Here is a 16,207-nt window from a genome sequence, read left to right on the forward strand (position 1 = left end):
TCCCAGCGCTGGTACGCCGAGCGATGGCTGTTCGCGGAGCTGGTGTCAGACATAAGCGTCTTCTGCCTTGCCGCCTAGAACGATCTGGCCGCTCTCGGCGAGGTTGCGCACGATCTGCAGGATGCGGCGCTGCTGTGCCTCGACTTCCGACACGCGCACCGGACCGCGCGCATCGAGGTCTTCGGCGAGCAGTTCGGCCGCACGCTGCGACATGTTCGAGAGGAACTTGGTGCGCAGCGCGGGCGGCGCACCCTTGAGCGAAATGATGAGCGACTCCGACTCGACTTCCTTGAGCAGCAGCTGGATCGCGCGGTCCTCGAGGTCGAGCAGGTTCTCGAACACGAACATCTGATCGATGATCTTCTGCGCGAGTTCCGCGTCGTACTGGCGGACGTTCTCGATCACCCCTTCTTCGTGCTGGCTCGTCATGAAGTTGAGGATTTCGGCCGCCGTGCGGATGCCGCCCATCGGGCTGCGCTTGAGGTTGTCGCTGCCCGAGAGGAGGTTCGTGAGCACGTCGTCGAGTTCGCGCAGCGCCTGCGGCTGGATGCCGTCGAGCGTCGCGATCCGCAGCAGCACGTCGTTGCGCAGGCGCTCGGTGAAGCACGAAGCGATTTCCGAGGCCTGGTCGCGGTCGAGGTGCACGAGGATCGTCGCGATGATCTGCGGGTGCTCGTTCTTGATGAGCTCGGCCACCGACCCCGAATCCATCCACTTGAGGCCTTCGATGCCGCTCGTGTCGCCGCCTTGCAGAATGCGGTCGATGATCGCGCCGGCCTTGTCCTCGCCCAGCGCCTTGTTGAGCACGTTGCGGATGTAGTCGTTCGAGTCGAGCGAGAAGGCGGTGTGCTGCTCGGCTTCCTTGACGAATTCCTGCAGCACGACTTCGATCTCTTCGCGCTTGACGTTCTTGAGCGCCGCCATGGCGGCGCCGATTTTCTGCACTTCGCGCGGACCGAGGAACTTGAAGACCTCGGAGGCCTCTTGCTCGCCGATCGACATGAGCAGCAGCGCGCTCTTGGTTGCGCCTTCAGCGTTCATCGTTCACCCAGCTTTTCACGACGGTTGCGACGATCTTCGGATCCTGGCGCGCGATGTTGCGCGCGTATTCCAGGTTGCGTTCGAATTTGTTCTTCTCGTTTTCGAAGGCGAGCAGGGCGGCTTCGCTTTCCGCGTTGTCTTCGCCTTCCGCGCCGGTGCCGCCAATGCGCACCGCTTCGGGGAGACCGTCGAGCAGCAGCGGCTCGCCGTCGGCCATGCCGGGCAGCGCGGGCGCAACCGGCTCGGGCGGCGGGAACGCGCGGCGCAGCGCCGGCTTCACCATCACGAAGTAGAGGAAGAGAGCCACCGCGCCAATGCCGAGCCACGTCGCAATCTGCTTGGCAAGCGCGAGGATGTCGGGCTGACGCCACCACGGCAGGTTCGCGTTCGGGTCGACTTCGGTCTGGAACGCGGCGTTCACCACGTTCACCGAGTCGCCGCGCCTGGCGTCGTAGCCCATGGCGTCCTTCACGAGTTGCTCGACCTGCGCGAGCTTCTGCGCGTCGAGCGGCTGCATGGTGGCGTGGCCCCTGGCGTCCACCTTCGGCTGATAGTTCACGATCACGGCGACCGACAGGCGCTTCACGTCGCCCGGCGCCTGTTGATAGTGGCGCACGGTCTTGTCGAGCTCGTAGTTCGTGGTGGTGTCGCGATGATCGGAGACCGGCACCGGCGCCGACGCGCCGTTCGCACCCGCAGGCGCGCTGATGGGCGCCGAGGCGGGCTGCGGCGGCTGGTTCGTGAGCGCGCCGGGCACGCCGCCCGCGCCGCTTTGCTGCATTTCCGTGGAAATGTTCTGCTGCTGGCTGCGGATCGCGGCGGCCTGCGGATTGGCGTTCGGACCGTAGGCTTCGGAGGTCTGCTCGAGCTTCGAGAAGTCGAGGTCGGCGCTCACCTGCGAGCGCGCGTTGCCGGCGCCGAACAGGGGCGCGAGGATCGCGTCGATGCGCGCCTGGGTGTCGTGCTCGACCTGGCGCACGTACTTGAGCTGCGAGGCGTCGAGGCCCACGCCCGTGGCGCTCTGGGTGAGCAGGTTGCCGTCCTGGTCGACCACCGTCACGTTGCGCACCGGCAGGTCCGGCACGGCCGAAGCCACCATGTGCGTGATCGCGGCGACCTGGCCGTCGTCGAGGATGCGGCCCGGATACAGGTTCACGAGCACCGAGGCGGAGGGCGCTTCGCGCTCGCGCACGAACACCGACGGCTTCGGAATGGCCAGATGCACGCGCGCCGACTTCACGCTCGCGATCGACTGGATCGTTTGCTCGAGCTCGCCTTCGAGCGCGCGCTGGTAGTTGACCTGCTCGGCGAACTGGCTGATGCCGAACTTCTGGTTGTCCATCAGCTCGAAGCCGACCGAACCGTTCTTCGGCAGGCCCTGGGAGGCGAGGCGCAGGCGCATTTCGTTGACCTGCTCGGCCGGCACGAGAATGGCGCCGCCGGCGTCCGAGAATTTGTAGGGAACGTTTGCGGCCTGGAGCGCAGTAATGATGGCGCCGCCGTCACGGTCCGACAGGTTGCTGTACAGCACCTTGTAGTCGGGCGCGCGCGACCACAGCACGAGACCCGCGACCACGGCCACGAGCACCGCCACGGCAAAAATGAGCGGCGCGCGCGGGTTGCCGCGCACGTTGCGCAGCGACGAGAGCGAGCCGAGGCGTTGCGCGAAGCCGCCGCCGAGGTCATCCGCGCCGCCCAGGCCTGCGCCCGCGCCAGCGCCGGGCGCGGCGCCCGCGCCAGAGGTGGCGAGGCCCATGCGGGCGTCGGGGTTGATCAAAGAATTGGCAGTCGAATCCATGCGACGGGTATCTCCGGAGGCTTCCAGGTCTCGCCTTGCATGGCGGAGACTTTCACGTGACGCATTATCCGGGGCCACTGGCAAGCCGATTGCGCGAATAGAGCCGGGTTTTCCCCCTAGTTTCGGGGCTGCCGAAACAGACCCGCTGCTATGCTCTCCTCCAGATTCGGCATCCTGTCAGTGCGCCGTCTCGGCCGGGCCCGCAGAATTGCTGCGCAAACGCTGCCACTCCGGCCCTGGGGCTCGTCCCCGGAATACCCTGCTGTCCCCTTTTCGTGGAGCAAACATGACCGTGCCAGTATCCCCGCTCACGTCCGCCTTGGCGCAAATGCAGTCGATGGCGACCCAGGCGGCCGGCGGCCCCACCGCAGCCGACGAAAAGTCGGGCGCGGCCACGGCCGGCGGGTTCGCGGCGGCGCTCAAGTCGTCGCTCGACCAGATCAGCGACGCCCAGCAGAAGGCCGTTGGCGAGTCGCAGGCGTTCGAACTGGGCGCGAACAACGTGTCGCTCAACGACGTCATGGTCGACATGCAGAAAGCCAACATCGGCTTCCAGTTCGGCCTGCAGGTGCGCAACAAGCTCGTGGCCGCCTATACCGACATCATGCAGATCCAGGTGTGACGGTGCCCGAAGCCTTCGCCCGCTCAACGCGCTAAAGCTTCTTCCCCTACGATCCGATAACCCGGCTAGAAGAGTCCGTCGCTCGTGCTTGCACAGCGCGTCGGACGACCGCATTCAAGCCAAACGTATCAAGGAGAAGCGCCGATGTTTTCCCCTGCCCAATCTGGAGCTAACGCCTATGCACGTGTGGGCGTCGAAACGGGGGTCATGGGCGCGAGCCCGCACAAGCTGATCGTTCTCCTGTACCAGGGAGCGCGCCAGGCCATCGCGCAGGCACGTATGCATTTGCAGGCCGGCAACGTCGGCCCGCGTTGCGAGGCGATCGCCAAGGCGATCCGGATTATCGAGAGCGGACTTCAGCTCGCGTTGAACGTCGAGGCCGGCGGCGAGATCGCCCAACGCCTGAATGCGCTGTACAGCTACATGACGAAGCGCCTGCTGGAAGCCAATATTAAACAGAGCGAGACCATGCTGGTCGAGGTCGATCGACTGCTGGCTACGCTCGAAGAAGCCTGGTTGGGGATAGCGCCGGAAGTGGCGAGGATGGCCGAACAGGCATCCGCGTCAGCGTCCGGCTCATTGATGAGATGATTTCAAAAGCAGACTACTTCGCCCGCTACGAAGCGATAGCGGCCGTGTCGGAGCAGATGCTCCACGCGGCGCGCGATGCGCACTGGAACGATCTGATCGGCTTGCAGGAGGAGTACCGGATCCTCGTCGATGCCTTGAAGGACGCCGAAGCCGTGGTGCGGCTCACGGTTACCGAACGGGCGCGCAAGTACGAGCTGATCCGCCAGATCCTCGCCGACGACGCCGCCATTCGCGATCTCGCAAGCCCTTGCATGGCACGGCTTTCGGCACTCTTTTACGGCACCGTGCAGCCTGCGCGGGTCTTGCAGGAAATCTACGGAGCCCGCTAGCGCGGCGCGTGGCGCCTCGCGAGGCAACGGCGCGCAACGCCCCATGAACCGGCAGCTCAGCGCCGTGCGCAGATCCGGAACACCATGAACGGAATCGACACCGGAGCCGCCGCGCTCCTCGCGAGCCGCATCGCGGCGCTCACGCCGGTCGGGCCGCAGAGCGCCTCCGGCGCGGCGCAGACGGGCGTCTCCGCGCTCGCCACGGGCACCGCCGCGCTCGCCGACGCCGCAACCAGCACCAGCAGTACGCAGGACTCGACCGAGACCGTGCTTTCGGCGGTTGCGCTGGCGCTCGACGCCATCATCCGCTCGGGCGGCGAAGCGACGCCCGCCGTGGTGGGCCGCGCGCCGCTCTGGGCCAGCCCCGACGCCGAGGCGGCGCCCGGCGGCGCGGCCACCTTGCCGCTGCCGGGTCTCGCCGGCGAGCAGGCGCAGGCGGCGCAAGCCGCGCTGCTCGCTGACGTGGCGCTCGCGGCCCAGGGTCTGGCCAGCGAGGCGCTGGCCGGAGCGGCCGACGCCGGAACCGATGCTTCCGCGCAGACGGCGTCCCCGCAAAACCCGCAAGCCGGGCAAACCGCCCAGACTGCGCAAACGGCACAAACCGCCGCCGCACAGGCCGGCCCGGTCGCCGCGCTCGCGGCGTCGCTCGCGCAGACGGTCAGCTCGAGCGGGCTCTTCTACGAAGCCCACCTCGCGCAATGGTTGCGCGGCCAGCTCTCGCCCGCCGAACTTGCCGACGAGCCGCAGAACCGTCTGCTCGGTGCGCACTCGCAACTGCCGCTCGACTGGAGCCCGGCCGGCGACGACATCGACGACGTGCAATGGACCGAGACCTTCTCCGACGCGCCGGGCGCCGCGCGCGGCGAAGCGGGCAATGCCCAGAACGCGGCCAACGCGCTCAATGCCGCACTGGCGCGCGCCTTCCCCGGGTTGGCCGATGCGCACGGCGAAACGGCCGCAAGCCAGGCCCAGGCGCGCGCGACGCTGGCCGACACCCTGTTGCCCGCCATGCACGAGGCCGCCGCGCAGGCCGCCGGGCCGACGGTCCATCCGGCCGTGATCCCGCTCGTGCGCCAGCAGCTCGATCTGCTCGCGACCGGTGAGTTTCGCTGGAACGGCGAGGCGTGGCCGGGCGTGCGGGTGGACTGGAGCATCCAGCAGGACGACTACGATGCCCGCGACCCGCACCCGGGCGCAGGCGGTGTGGACGCCGACGACATCCCATGGCGCACGCGGCTCACGCTTGCGCTGCCGAAGCTCGGCACCGTCGACGCGGAACTCACGCTGACGGGTTCGACGCTCGCGGTGCGCGAGCAGGCGAACGCGGGCGGCGCGGCGCGCCTCACGGCGGACAGCGAGTCGCTGCGCGGGCGGCTCGAAGCGCTCGGGCTCACGCTCGCGGGGCTCTCGATCCGCGAGATCGGCAGCGGCGCGGCGGCGAGCCCCGCCGAGGCCGCGAGAGCGGCGAGCGCCGCGAGTGCCTACGCCGCACAAACCACCTCCACCGCATCCGCCGCGCAGACCGCACAGGCCGGCGCCGCGGCGGAGGCGTCCGCCGCGCGACCGGGCGCCGACGCGCCCGATCAGCGGAACCACCGCCTCGACCACGACTGGGAGTTGTGATGAGCCGCACGCACCGCAAGAGCGCCGCCGCGCTCGCCTACGACGCCCCCGAAGGCGACGGCGCGCCGCGCGTGGTCGCGAAGGGCTACGGCCTCGTCGCGGAGATGATCGTGCAACGCGCGAAGGAAGCAGGCCTCTACGTGCACGAAGCGCCGGAGATGGTCTCGCTTCTCATGCGCGTGGACCTCGACGCGAAGATCCCGCCGCAGCTCTATCAGGCGGTGGCCGAACTGCTCGCCTGGCTGCATCGCCTCGAAGCGGACAACGACGCGAAGGCCAGGGCGGCCGCGCAAGCGCAAGCCGCCGCATCGGCCGCAACCGCGGCCGGCGGCGCCCCGCGCGAGATCAGCGACATTCGCAGGATCGCCGGCACCCGCCCAGCACTGCCCTTCAACCCCTCAACATCAACTTGATCAGCCAGGCGACGCGCTTGCCGTAGGGCGGCGCGATGAGCCCGCGCGCATTCAGCCGCGCCTGGGTGAAGACGGGCTTCATCTTCGAGAACGTGACGAAGCCCTCGTAGCCGTGATACGCGCCCATGCCGCTCGGGCCGACGCCGCCGAACGGCAGTCCCTCGGCGGCGATATGCATGAGCGTCTCGTTCACCGACATCCCGCCCGCCACCGTTTCGTGCGTCACGCGCTCGACCGTGCGCGCGTCGTCGGCATAGAGGTAGAGAGAGAGCGGGCGAGGGCGCGCATTCACGTAGCGCAGCGCTTCGTCGAGCGTGTCGTAGGGCACGAGCGGCAAGAGCGGCCCGAAGATTTCCTCCTGCATGAGCGCCGTCTGCGCGCCGACGTTCGTCACGATGACGGGCGCGAAGCGCCGCGTGGCGGCGTCGTGCGTGCCGAGCGCGTGCAGCTGAGCGCCGTTCGCCTGCGCTTCGTCGGCGAGGCGCTGCAGGCGCTCGAAGTGGCGCGCCGAGATGATCGACGTGTAGTCGCGGTTGTTCGCGAAGTCCGGATAGAGTTGCGCGAAGCGCGTGCGCGCGCGGGCGATGAACGCCTCTTCCTGGCCGCGCGGCAGCAGCACGTAGTCGGGTGCGATGCAGGTTTGCCCCGCGTTCAGCGTCTTGCCGAGCAGCAGGCTGTCGACGGCGGAGTTCAGGCGCGCGTCTTCGCCGATGATCACGGGCGACTTGCCGCCCAGTTCGAGCGTGACCGGCGTGAGGTTCGCGGCCGCCGCGCGCATGACCTCGTGCCCCACGCGCGTCGAGCCGGTGAAGAGCAAATGGTCGAACGGCAGCGCGCTGAAGGCGGCGCCCACCGACGCGTCGCCGTTCACGACCGCCACGTGATCGCGCGCGAAGGTCTTGCCGATCAGCTCCGCGAACAGCGCGGACGTGCGCGGCGTCAGCTCCGACATCTTGATCATGGCGCGGTTGCCCGCCGCGAGCGCACACACGAGCGGGCTCGCGGCCAGCTGCAGCGGATAGTTCCACGGCACGACGATCCCCGCCACGCCGAGCGGCTGCGGCACCAGCTTCGCGCGCCCGGGCAGCAGCCATTTGCCGACCGGTCTGCGGCGCGGCTTCATCCAGCGCGCGCCGTGCCTGAGCGCCGCATCGATCTCCTGCTTGAGGACGACGAATTCCGCGAGCGCGACCTCCGCCTTCGCGCGCTGGCCGAAGTCGGCGTTCATCGCCTCGGCGAGCGCGTCGCGATTCGAGAACAGCACGTCGCGCAGCGCCTTGAGATGGCGCGCGCGTGCGTCCCAGGACGGGAACGGGTCGCGCAGGAAGGCTTCGCGCTGCGCGGCGAGCAGCGTGTCGAGCGCGGCGCGCGGGTCGTCGGGGGCGCTGCGGGCGAAGTCTTCGGGCAGGTCCTGCTTCATGGTCGGTCCTCTTGGGTTCACCCACGCCTCTGGCGCGCGGGCGAACGGAAAAATCGGTTTGTCTTATCGGGGGCGCTGAGTGTCACACCGGGCGCGACGGAAACGCCCGCTCGATGATCGCGGCGTGATCGAAGCGCGCAGGCAGCGTACCGAAGACGCGGTCGCAGTCGGCGTCGTGCTCGTCGAGGCGCGTGGCGATGAACGCTTCGGCGATCTCCGGCGGTCCGTCGCGCAGCAGCATGGCCTGCGCGATCAGCACGATCTGCTGCGCGATGCGCCGCGCGCTCGCCTCGCGCGTGCCCGGCGCGCCGTTGAGCAGCACCGAGAGGCGGTCGAGCGCGGCGTTCAGAACCGGGTGAGTCTGCGCGTCGCGCCGCCACGCGAGAAAGAGCGCCTGGGCGGCGTCGGCCTCGCGCTCCAGCGCGCGCAGCACGTCGAGGCACATCACGTTGCCCGAGCCTTCCCAGATCGAGTTGACGGGCGCTTCGCGATAGAAGCGCGCCATCGGCCCTTCCTCGACGTAACCGTTGCCGCCCCAGACTTCCATGGCCTCGCCCGTGAACGCGAGCGCGCGCTTGCAGACCCAGAACTTCGCCGCCGGCGTGACGATGCGCCGCCAGGCGCGTGCTTCGAGCAACGTGTCGTCGGTATCGCCGGGTTTCGCTTCGGCGCTGTCTTCGAAGGCGCGCGCAAGACGCATGAAGAGCGCCGTCGCCGCTTCCGATTCGAGCGAGAGATCGGCGAGCACGTTTTGCATGAGCGGCTGCTCGGCGAGCACGCGGCCGAACGCGCTGCGGTGACGGGCGTGGTGGATCGCCTGCACGAGCGCCGCGCGCATGAGCGCCGCGCTGCCGATCACGCAGTCGAGCCGCGTGTAGTTCGCCATCTCGATGATGGTCGGCACGCCGCGGCCTTCGTCGCCGATCATCACGCCGTACGCATCGAAGAACTCCACTTCGCTGCTCGCGTTCGAGCGGTTGCCGAGCTTGTTCTTCAGGCGCTGCACATTGACCGCGTTTTTCGTGCCGTCCGGCCGGTAGCGCGGCACGAAGAAGCACGAAAGGCCATCGTGCTCAGTGGTGCGCGCGAGCACAAGATGCGCGTCGCACTGCGGTGCCGAGAAAAACCACTTGTGGCCGGTGAGCAGATACGCCGCGCCGCGTCCGGCTTCGATGCCCGCGGGGCGCGCCTCGGTGCGGTTGCTGCGCACGTCCGAGCCGCCTTGCTTCTCCGTCATGCCCATGCCGATCATCATCGAACGCTTCTGCGCGAGCGGCAGGTCGCGCGCGTCGTGCTCGCGGGTGTAGAGCGGCGCGCGCAGCGTTTCGAACAGCGCCGGTTCGCGCTGCAGCACGGCGATGCTCGCGAACGTCATGGTCAGCGGGCATAGCGAGCCCGATTCGAGTTGCGCGTGCAGGAAGTAGCCTGCGCAGCGCGCGGCCATCGCGCCGGGCTGCGGGTCCGAATACGGCAGCGCATGCAATCCCTGCTCGCGCAGCAGCGCGAGCAGTTCGTGCCAGGCGGGGTGGAATTCGATCGCGTCGATACGCTCGCCGCGCGGGCTATGCGTGTGCAGTTCGGGCTCATGGCGATTGGCGAGGTCCGCGAGCGCGAGCGTTCCGGCTTTGCCGAGCGTCTCGCCATGACGCGCGAGCGTTTCGCGGTGCCAGTTCGCGCCCGCGCGCGCGAGGGCCTCGCCGAGCGCCGCGTCGGTGGTGAAGAGGTTGTAGTCGGCGAGCGGCGGCGCCTGGTTCGTCACTTCGTGGGTCGTGCCGGGGCGATGCGTGACTTCCGTCGAGTTCATCTGCCTGTCTCCGATGCAAGGCTGCTGCGTGCGGCGTGCTTCACGCGCGGCCGTTCGTGTTGTATTCGCTGTCGTGACGGGGAGGCGTGCGCAGCGGCCGCTCCATGGGAAGCGTCCGTGAGGTGAGTGATTCTTGTGCGCTCCAGCGCTCCCTTTGCCGCTTGCTGGAATCTTGCGGGTTTCGGCTCTGGCGGCTGAACCGCCTTCCATCATAGGCGCCGATCCGCTGTCAGGTTTAGAGGGGATGCTCTGACATAAAAGCTGACCTCGGAATCAGACGCTTCCTACAATGCGCCATTGAAGCCGAAAACGAACGAGCGTGCAAATAGCGCGCCGGGGCCTCGCAAGGGGCTGGCGGACTGCAAGGGAGACGGAGACGATGCAATACGATTACATCATCGTAGGCGGCGGCTCGGGCGGCGCGTCGCTGGCGGGCCGGCTGGCCGACCGTTGCCCGCAGGCGAGCATCGCGCTCGTCGAGGCCGGACCGCACACGGCGCGCAATCCGTTCGTCAACATGCCGCTCGGCGTCGCCGCGCTCGTCCCGTTTCGCACGAAAAACAACTACGCCTATGAAACCGTGCCGCAGCCGGGACTCGCCGGTCGGCGCGGTTACCAGCCACGCGGCCGCGGCTTTGGCGGCTCGAGCACCATCAACGCGATGATCTACACCCGCGGCCATCCGCTCGATTACGACGAATGGGCGCAGCTTGGCTGCACGGGCTGGGCGTGGCGCGACGTGCTGCCGTACTTTCTGCGCGCCGAGGACAACGAGCGCGGCGCGAGTGCCTGGCATGGCGCGGGCGGCCCGCTGGCCGTAGCCGACCTGCGCGAGCGCAATCCGGTCGCCGCGCGCTTCGTCGAGGCCGCGCGCGAGGCGGGCTTTCGCCTGAACGACGACTTCAACGGCGAGGAACAGGAGGGCGTCGGCTTCTATCAGGTGACGCAGCGCGGCGGCGAACGCTGCACGGTGGCGCGCGCGTATCTGTATGGGCGCGAGCGGCCGAACCTGCATCTGATCGCCGACGCGACGGTCCTGCGCGTGAGCTTCGACGGCGCTCGAGCGAGCGGCGTGGAGCTTGCGCGCGGCGGCGCGATCGAAACCCTGCAGGCGCGGGCCGAGGTGATCCTCGCGGCGGGCGCGTTCAACTCGCCGCAATTGCTGATGTGCTCGGGCATCGGCCCCGCCGACGCACTGCGCGCGCTCGGCATCGCGGTGCGCCACGACGCGCCCGAAGTCGGCCGCAACCTGATCGACCATATCGATTTCACCTTCAACAAGCGTGTGCGTTCGAGCGACACCGTGGGCTACTCGCTGCGCGGCGCGGCGCGCATGACCGCAGGGTTCGTGCGGTATCTGCGGGGGCGGCGCGGCATGCTCACGACCAACGTGGCGGAGGCGGGCGGCTTCCTGAAGGGCCGCCCCGAACTCGACCGGCCCGACCTGCAGCTGCACTTCTGCACGGCGCTCGTCGACGATCACAGCCGGCGCCTGCACTGGGGCCACGGCTATTCGCTGCACGTGTGCGTGCTGCGCCCGGCGAGCCGCGGCACGGTCACGCTCGCGAGCGCCGACGCGCGCGTGGCGCCCGTGATCGACCCGCGCTTTCTCTCCGATCCGCGCGATCTCGACGCCCTCGCGCAGGGCGCGCGCCTCGCGCGGCGCATACTCGACGCGCCCGCGCTGGCGCAGCTGGGCGGCCGCGAACTCTACACACATGGCGAGCAGAGCGACGCGCAATTGCGCGAGACGATCGCCCGCCATGCCGACACGATCTATCACCCCGTCGCGACCTGCCGCATGGGCGGCGACGCGCGTTCCGTCGTCGATCCGCAGTTGCGCGTGCGCGGCGTGACGGGGCTGCGCATCGCCGACGCCTCGGTCATGCCGACACTCATCGGCGGCAACACGAACGCGCCGAGCGTGATGATCGGCGAGCGTGCGGCCGACTTCATCGCACAGGCGCAGTACGCGCCCGATACGGCGGCTCAGCGTGTCGACGCCTGACGTTGCGCTCCTTCAGCCAGGCTTGCCCGGCTGCTTCTCCATCCCCGGCGGATGCACGAAGTCGTCGAGAAACGTGAAGGGCTTGCCGTATTCCGAGCGCGCGACGTCGAGCCACGCGCGCGCCGCGTGCGAGAGATAGCCGCTGCGTTTCCAGCCGATCGCCATGTCCCAGGTGATCTGCGGCTCGCTCACGGGCAGGCAGGTGAAGCGCTCGGCGTCGAGCCGGCGCACGTACGGCGCGGGCAGTAGCGCAATGCCCACGCCCGCGAGCACGAGCGCCGCCATCAGGTCCCAGTGGCCGCTGCGCCCCACCACCTGCGGCACGAACCCGGCCGTGCGGCACGCGTTGAGCACGACGTCGTTGAGCGCGAGGCTTTCGCCGTAGAACACGAACGGCTCGCCGGCCAGTTCCCCGAGCGGCACGGCGAGCTTGTTGTCCCAGCGCGAGCCGCGCCGCGCGACGAGCCACAGCAGCTCGTGCGAGATCGGCAGGACGTCGATCAGCGCGGGATCGACGGGCAGCAGCACGCCGCCCAGCTCCAGCTCGCCCGAGATCAGCGCGGCTTCAATGGCGCGCGAGCCCTGCTCGAAAAGCTTCAGCTCGATCTTCGGATAGCGCTGGCGGAACGTGGCGATGGCGGGCGTGAAGAGCGAGCCGCCCATCGGCGGGATGCCGATGGTGAGCTCGCCGCGCCCGAGCGTGCCGAGATCGGCGAGTTCGGCCTGCAGCTGCGCCTGCGCGGCGAGCACGTCCTGGCCGCGCTGGTAGACGATGCGCCCGGCGTCGGTGAGCACCATCTGGCGCGCGTCGCGCAGCAGGAGCTGGGTGCCGGTCTCGTCTTCGAGCGCCTTCACCATCTTGCTGATGGTCGGCTGGGTGACATGCAGTTTTTCGGCCGCGGCGGTGAAGCTCTGTTGCCGCACCACCTCGATGAAATAGCGAAGCGCGCGCAGTTCCACGATCGGGACTCCACAAATGTGCAGAAAACACGCTCAGCCGGGTGCTGAGTTGGTGCATTCCAATATGGAATGTAGCAGATGATCTTAAGTCATTATGTTTATGCTGCGCTGCACCCTATACTGACTTCCATTCCAGTGTCACTTAGGGTTTGCCATGACTACCTCCAACGCGACCGCGAAAGTCTCCGAAAACGCCGAGCGTAAAGCGGGCGGCATGGCGAGCTTCGGGCGCCGTATCGGCCGCATTACCGTGCAATCGGCGCTGCTCGCAGGCGTCTGGTATGCCGCCGACGCCCTCACGCGCTTCACGCACCTGCCGGTGCCGGGTGGCGTGGTGGGCCTCGTGCTGCTGCTCGCACTGCTCTTTTGCGGCGGCGTCACGCCGCGCTGGGTCAAGGCGGGCGCCGACTGGCTGCTCTCCGACATGCTGCTGTTCTTCATTCCGGCTGCCGTGGCCGCCGTGAAATACGGTGGCCTCTTTCGCGCCGACGGCTGGCGACTCGCGCTCGTCGTGGTCGGCGGCACGCTGATGGTGATGGTGGCCGTGGCGTTTGCGGTCGAACAGGCCGCGAAGCTCGAGCGGCGCCTCGCGCTGCGCCGCGTGCGCGATTCGCGGCACTCGCGCCATCTGGCGCGGGCTTGAGGCTGCAACGTCCTGAATAGAGTGAGGATGATTCCGTCATGAACACGTTTTATTCGTCCCTGTTCGCCGACGACGCGGCGCGGCTCATCGCCGCCGGCTGCTTCATCCTCACCGTTGCGCTCTATTTCGCCTCGAAGGCGCTCTATGCGCGCTTTCGCTCGCCCTGGCTCACGCCGCTCGTCGCGGTCCCCGCGGTGCTCGGCGTGTTCGTGCTGGTGCTCCATATTCCGTACCCTGTGTACTTCCAGGACACGCGCTGGCTCATGTGGCTGCTCGGCCCGGCCACCGTGGCCTTCGCGGTGCCGATCTACGAGTACCGCGACCTGCTCAGGCGCCACTGGATCTCGCTCACCGTGGGCGTGACGGTCGGCATCATCGTGGCAGTGGGCGGTTCGCTCGCGCTGGCCAAGCTCCTGCACCTGTCGCCCGATCTGCAGCGCAGCCTGATGACGCGCTCGATCTCCACGCCGTTCGCGCTCGCGGTGTCGGACAAGATCCACGCGCCGCGTGACCTCACCGCGCTCTTTGTGATCGCCACGGGCGTGTGCGGCATGCTGTTCGGCGAACTGGTGCTGGGCCTCGTGCCGCTGCGCACGCGCCTCGCGCGCGGCGCGCTCTTCGGCGCGGCGGCGCACGGCGTGGGCACGGCGAAGGCGCGCGAGCTGGGCAGCGAAGAAGGCGTGGTGGCGAGCCTCACGATGATGATCGCGGGCGTGGTGATGGTGCTGCTCGCGCCGGCGCTCAGTTTCTTGCCGGTTTAAAGTCCTGCGGGCGCGTTCGCGCCCGCTTTTATCGGCAATGCGCACGCGCGCGGACGCCATCCCGATTTGCTACAATCTCGGCTCGCTTTCGAGGAGCGTTGCGACGGGTTTTCTGTAACCCGCCAGGCTCGAAAGTGCTTCAATCCGGTTGAATCCACTGAATCAACCGCACTGAAACGGCGCTCACGTCTTTAATTTCTAGTCACTTTTAGAAAGGAGGGCGTGATGAACGCCGCAGTTCCGCAAGATCAAGCCAAAGATTTCATCGTCGCCGATATGTCGCTTGCCGCCTGGGGCCGCAAGGAACTCAATATCGCCGAGACCGAAATGCCGGGCCTCGTGCAAACCCGCGAAGAGTACAAGGCGCAGCAGCCGCTCAAGGGCGCGCGCATCGCCGGTTCGCTGCACATGACGATCCAGACGGGCGTGCTGATCGAGACGCTCACCGCGCTCGGCGCCGATGTCCGCTGGGCCTCGTGCAACATCTTCTCGACGCAGGACCACGCCGCCGCCGCGATCGCGCAGGGCGGCGTGCCGGTGTTCGCATTCAAGGGCGAATCGCTCGACGAGTACTGGGAGTTCTCGCACCGCATCTTCGAATGGCCGAACGGCGAGTTCGCCAACATGATCCTCGACGACGGCGGCGACGCCACGCTGCTGCTGATCCTCGGCTCGAAGGCTGAAAAGGACCGCTCGGTCATCGCCAAGCCGACGAACGAAGAGGAAGTCGCGCTCTACAAGTCGATCGCCGCGCACCTCGACGTCGATCCGCAGTGGTACTCGAAGCGCCTTTCGCACATCCAGGGCGTGACCGAAGAAACCACGACCGGCGTGCACCGCCTGTACCAGATGGAGAAGGAAGGCCGTCTGCCGTTCCCGGCCATCAACGTCAACGACTCGGTCACGAAGTCGAAGTTCGACAACCTGTACGGCTGCCGCGAGTCGCTCGTGGACGGTATCAAGCGCGCGACCGACGTGATGATCGCGGGCAAGATCGCGGTCGTGGCCGGTTACGGCGACGTGGGCAAGGGCTGCGCGCAGTCGCTGCGCGGTCTCGGCGCCACGGTGTGGGTCACGGAAATCGATCCGATCTGCGCGCTGCAGGCGGCGATGGAAGGCTACCGCGTCGTGACGATGGAATACGCCGCCGACAAGGCCGACATCTTCGTGACGGCCACGGGCAACTACCACGTGCTGAACCACGATCACCTGAAGGCGATGCGCCACAACGCGATCGTCTGCAACATCGGCCACTTCGACTCGGAAATCGACGTTGCGTCGACGCGCCAGTACCAGTGGGAAAACATCAAGCCGCAAGTCGACCACATCATCTTCCCGGACGGCAAGCGCGTGATCCTGCTGGCCGAAGGCCGCCTCGTGAACCTCGGTTGCGCCACGGGCCACCCGTCGTTCGTGATGTCGAACTCGTTCACGAACCAGACGCTCGCGCAGATCGAACTGTTCACGCAGGGCAAGAAGTACGAGAACAAGGTGTACGTGCTGCCGAAGCACCTGGACGAGAAGGTTGCACGTCTGCACCTCGCGCGCATCGGCGCGAACCTGACCGTGCTGTCGGACGACCAGGCGTCGTACATCGGCGTCGACAAGAACGGTCCGTTCAAGCCGAACCACTATCGTTATTAAGCCGATACAACGCGATACAAAGCGGGCTGCCGTTTTAAGCCCGCTTTAAGCGGTCAAGCGGATGCTGACCCCAATCCCTGCGCGCGCAACGTGCGGGGATCGCGGGCGGCATCCGCCGCCGGCACCTGGCGATACAAAAGCAACGACGCAAAAGGAGTCCTTATGACCGTGCTGCTGACCTGGCTGATCAACGCGCTCGCGCTCCTGATCATCACCTGGCTCGTTCCGTCGATCCATATTCGCAGTTTCGGCACCGCGCTCATCGTCGCGATCGTGCTCGGCCTCATCAACGCCGTGCTGCGCCCGCTGCTGATCGTGCTCACGCTGCCCGTGACCATCCTCACGCTCGGCCTCTTCATCCTCGTGGTGAACGCGCTGTGCTTCTGGCTGGCGGCGTCGCTCCTCAAGGGCTTCGAGGTGTCGGGCTTCTGGTCGGCATTTTTCGGCTCGATCCTGTACAGCATCGTGTCGTGGCTGCTGTCGGCGCTGATTTTCGGCAACCGCAGCCTCGGCTGACGCGGGCCCGGGCCGCCCACGTGCGCGGCCCGGC

The 16,207-nt window shown here is 67.8% G+C and carries 15 protein-coding genes and 1 riboswitch; of the genes, 10 read left to right on the top strand and 5 right to left on the bottom strand.

Annotated elements, in window-relative coordinates:
- Positions 1–45 precede the first annotated feature (45 nt).
- Positions 46–1,041 carry a flagellar motor switch protein FliG gene (gene fliG, locus AB4Y44_RS36775; RefSeq protein ID WP_042269052.1) on the bottom strand — a complete coding sequence of 332 codons (996 nt, stop codon included), beginning with the start codon at positions 1,039–1,041 and terminating at the stop codon, positions 46–48.
- Entirely contained in the window at positions 1,031–2,839 is a 1,809-nt protein-coding gene (gene fliF, locus AB4Y44_RS36780; RefSeq protein WP_368702240.1) for a flagellar basal-body MS-ring/collar protein FliF, read from the bottom strand. The genes fliG and fliF overlap by 11 nt, the downstream gene beginning before the upstream one ends.
- A 286-nt stretch (positions 2,840–3,125) precedes the next feature.
- On the opposite strand from fliF, the gene fliE reads away from it, so the two are divergent.
- From fliE to AB4Y44_RS36805, 5 genes are all read left to right on the top strand, one after another.
- The gene (fliE, locus tag AB4Y44_RS36785) at positions 3,126–3,461 is read left to right on the top strand and encodes a flagellar hook-basal body complex protein FliE (protein ID WP_069264308.1); all 336 of its coding nucleotides are present in this window, start codon (positions 3,126–3,128) and stop codon (positions 3,459–3,461) included.
- Positions 3,462–3,605: 144 nt separating this feature from the next.
- Positions 3,606–4,052, top strand: a complete 447-nt coding sequence (fliS, locus tag AB4Y44_RS36790; RefSeq protein WP_069264306.1) for a flagellar export chaperone FliS — start codon at positions 3,606–3,608, stop codon at positions 4,050–4,052.
- Positions 4,049–4,381: a flagellar protein FliT gene (locus tag AB4Y44_RS36795; protein ID WP_368702241.1), complete on the top strand. Its 333-nt coding sequence runs from the start codon at positions 4,049–4,051 to the stop codon at positions 4,379–4,381. The genes fliS and AB4Y44_RS36795 overlap by 4 nt, the downstream gene beginning before the upstream one ends.
- Positions 4,382–4,465: 84 nt before the next feature.
- Complete coding sequence (locus tag AB4Y44_RS36800) at positions 4,466–6,004, top strand: flagellar hook-length control protein FliK (RefSeq protein ID WP_368702242.1); 1,539 nt, start codon at positions 4,466–4,468, stop codon at positions 6,002–6,004.
- Entirely contained in the window at positions 6,004–6,417 is a 414-nt protein-coding gene (locus AB4Y44_RS36805) for an EscU/YscU/HrcU family type III secretion system export apparatus switch protein (protein WP_368702243.1), read from the top strand. Before AB4Y44_RS36800 ends, AB4Y44_RS36805 begins: the two co-directional genes overlap by 1 nt.
- Here AB4Y44_RS36805 and AB4Y44_RS36810 read toward each other — a convergent pair.
- Both AB4Y44_RS36810 and AB4Y44_RS36815 read right to left on the bottom strand, forming a co-directional pair.
- Entirely contained in the window at positions 6,395–7,837 is a 1,443-nt protein-coding gene (locus AB4Y44_RS36810; RefSeq protein ID WP_368702244.1) for a coniferyl aldehyde dehydrogenase, read from the bottom strand. The two genes, AB4Y44_RS36805 and AB4Y44_RS36810, sit on opposite strands and share 23 nt — an antisense overlap.
- 82 nt (positions 7,838–7,919) lie before the next feature.
- Positions 7,920–9,641, bottom strand: coding sequence for an isovaleryl-CoA dehydrogenase (locus tag AB4Y44_RS36815; RefSeq protein ID WP_368702245.1), 1,722 nt, complete (start codon positions 9,639–9,641; stop codon positions 7,920–7,922).
- A 379-nt stretch (positions 9,642–10,020) separates the two neighbouring features.
- On the opposite strand from AB4Y44_RS36815, the gene AB4Y44_RS36820 reads away from it, so the two are divergent.
- Complete coding sequence (locus AB4Y44_RS36820) at positions 10,021–11,649, top strand: GMC family oxidoreductase (RefSeq protein WP_368702246.1); 1,629 nt, start codon at positions 10,021–10,023, stop codon at positions 11,647–11,649.
- A 12-nt stretch (positions 11,650–11,661) separates the two neighbouring features.
- On the opposite strand, the gene AB4Y44_RS36825 is transcribed toward AB4Y44_RS36820, so the two are convergent.
- Positions 11,662–12,609, bottom strand: coding sequence for a LysR substrate-binding domain-containing protein (locus AB4Y44_RS36825; RefSeq protein WP_368702247.1), 948 nt, complete (start codon positions 12,607–12,609; stop codon positions 11,662–11,664).
- 214 nt (positions 12,610–12,823) lie between these two features.
- Here AB4Y44_RS36825 and AB4Y44_RS36830 point away from each other — a divergent pair, with 214 nt between their 5' ends.
- The 4 genes from AB4Y44_RS36830 to AB4Y44_RS36845 all read left to right on the top strand — a co-directional run bounded on the left by AB4Y44_RS36830 (position 12,824) and on the right by AB4Y44_RS36845 (position 16,173).
- A complete protein-coding gene (locus tag AB4Y44_RS36830) occupies positions 12,824–13,252 on the top strand; it encodes a CidA/LrgA family protein (protein WP_035512721.1) in 429 nt (142 codons plus the stop codon).
- Between the two features lie 38 nt (positions 13,253–13,290).
- A complete protein-coding gene (locus tag AB4Y44_RS36835; RefSeq protein WP_342949222.1) occupies positions 13,291–14,013 on the top strand; it encodes an LrgB family protein in 723 nt (240 codons plus the stop codon).
- Positions 14,014–14,097: 84 nt separating this feature from the next.
- A riboswitch (S-adenosyl-L-homocysteine riboswitch) is annotated at positions 14,098–14,205 on the top strand.
- Between the two features lie 33 nt (positions 14,206–14,238).
- Positions 14,239–15,657, top strand: coding sequence for an adenosylhomocysteinase (gene ahcY, locus AB4Y44_RS36840; RefSeq protein WP_069264292.1), 1,419 nt, complete (start codon positions 14,239–14,241; stop codon positions 15,655–15,657).
- 162 nt (positions 15,658–15,819) lie between these two features.
- A complete protein-coding gene (locus AB4Y44_RS36845) occupies positions 15,820–16,173 on the top strand; it encodes a phage holin family protein (RefSeq protein WP_028203399.1) in 354 nt (117 codons plus the stop codon).
- Positions 16,174–16,207 lie beyond the last annotated feature (34 nt).

Origin of the sequence: Paraburkholderia sp. BR10937 (genome assembly GCF_040965695.1) — a bacterium.
In the GTDB taxonomy this organism is placed as follows: Bacteria; Pseudomonadota; Gammaproteobacteria; order Burkholderiales; family Burkholderiaceae; genus Paraburkholderia.

What these genes read in the sequence shown, in the direction of transcription:
- fliG (WP_042269052.1), bottom strand. Translation starts at nt 1,041, where the DNA reads ATGAACGCTGAAGGCGCAACCAAGAGCGCGCTGCTGCTCATGTCGATC.
- AB4Y44_RS36795 (WP_368702241.1), top strand. Translation starts at nt 4,049, where the DNA reads ATGATTTCAAAAGCAGACTACTTCGCCCGCTACGAAGCGATAGCGGCC.
- fliS (WP_069264306.1), top strand. Translation starts at nt 3,606, where the DNA reads ATGTTTTCCCCTGCCCAATCTGGAGCTAACGCCTATGCACGTGTGGGC.
- AB4Y44_RS36800 (WP_368702242.1), top strand. Translation starts at nt 4,466, where the DNA reads ATGAACGGAATCGACACCGGAGCCGCCGCGCTCCTCGCGAGCCGCATC.
- AB4Y44_RS36845 (WP_028203399.1), top strand. Translation starts at nt 15,820, where the DNA reads ATGACCGTGCTGCTGACCTGGCTGATCAACGCGCTCGCGCTCCTGATC.
- AB4Y44_RS36830 (WP_035512721.1), top strand. Translation starts at nt 12,824, where the DNA reads ATGGCGAGCTTCGGGCGCCGTATCGGCCGCATTACCGTGCAATCGGCG.
- AB4Y44_RS36820 (WP_368702246.1), top strand. Translation starts at nt 10,021, where the DNA reads ATGCAATACGATTACATCATCGTAGGCGGCGGCTCGGGCGGCGCGTCG.
- AB4Y44_RS36835 (WP_342949222.1), top strand. Translation starts at nt 13,291, where the DNA reads ATGAACACGTTTTATTCGTCCCTGTTCGCCGACGACGCGGCGCGGCTC.
- AB4Y44_RS36810 (WP_368702244.1), bottom strand. Translation starts at nt 7,837, where the DNA reads ATGAAGCAGGACCTGCCCGAAGACTTCGCCCGCAGCGCCCCCGACGAC.
- AB4Y44_RS36805 (WP_368702243.1), top strand. Translation starts at nt 6,004, where the DNA reads ATGAGCCGCACGCACCGCAAGAGCGCCGCCGCGCTCGCCTACGACGCC.
- AB4Y44_RS36815 (WP_368702245.1), bottom strand. Translation starts at nt 9,641, where the DNA reads ATGAACTCGACGGAAGTCACGCATCGCCCCGGCACGACCCACGAAGTG.
- ahcY (WP_069264292.1), top strand. Translation starts at nt 14,239, where the DNA reads ATGAACGCCGCAGTTCCGCAAGATCAAGCCAAAGATTTCATCGTCGCC.
- fliF (WP_368702240.1), bottom strand. Translation starts at nt 2,839, where the DNA reads ATGGATTCGACTGCCAATTCTTTGATCAACCCCGACGCCCGCATGGGC.
- fliE (WP_069264308.1), top strand. Translation starts at nt 3,126, where the DNA reads ATGACCGTGCCAGTATCCCCGCTCACGTCCGCCTTGGCGCAAATGCAG.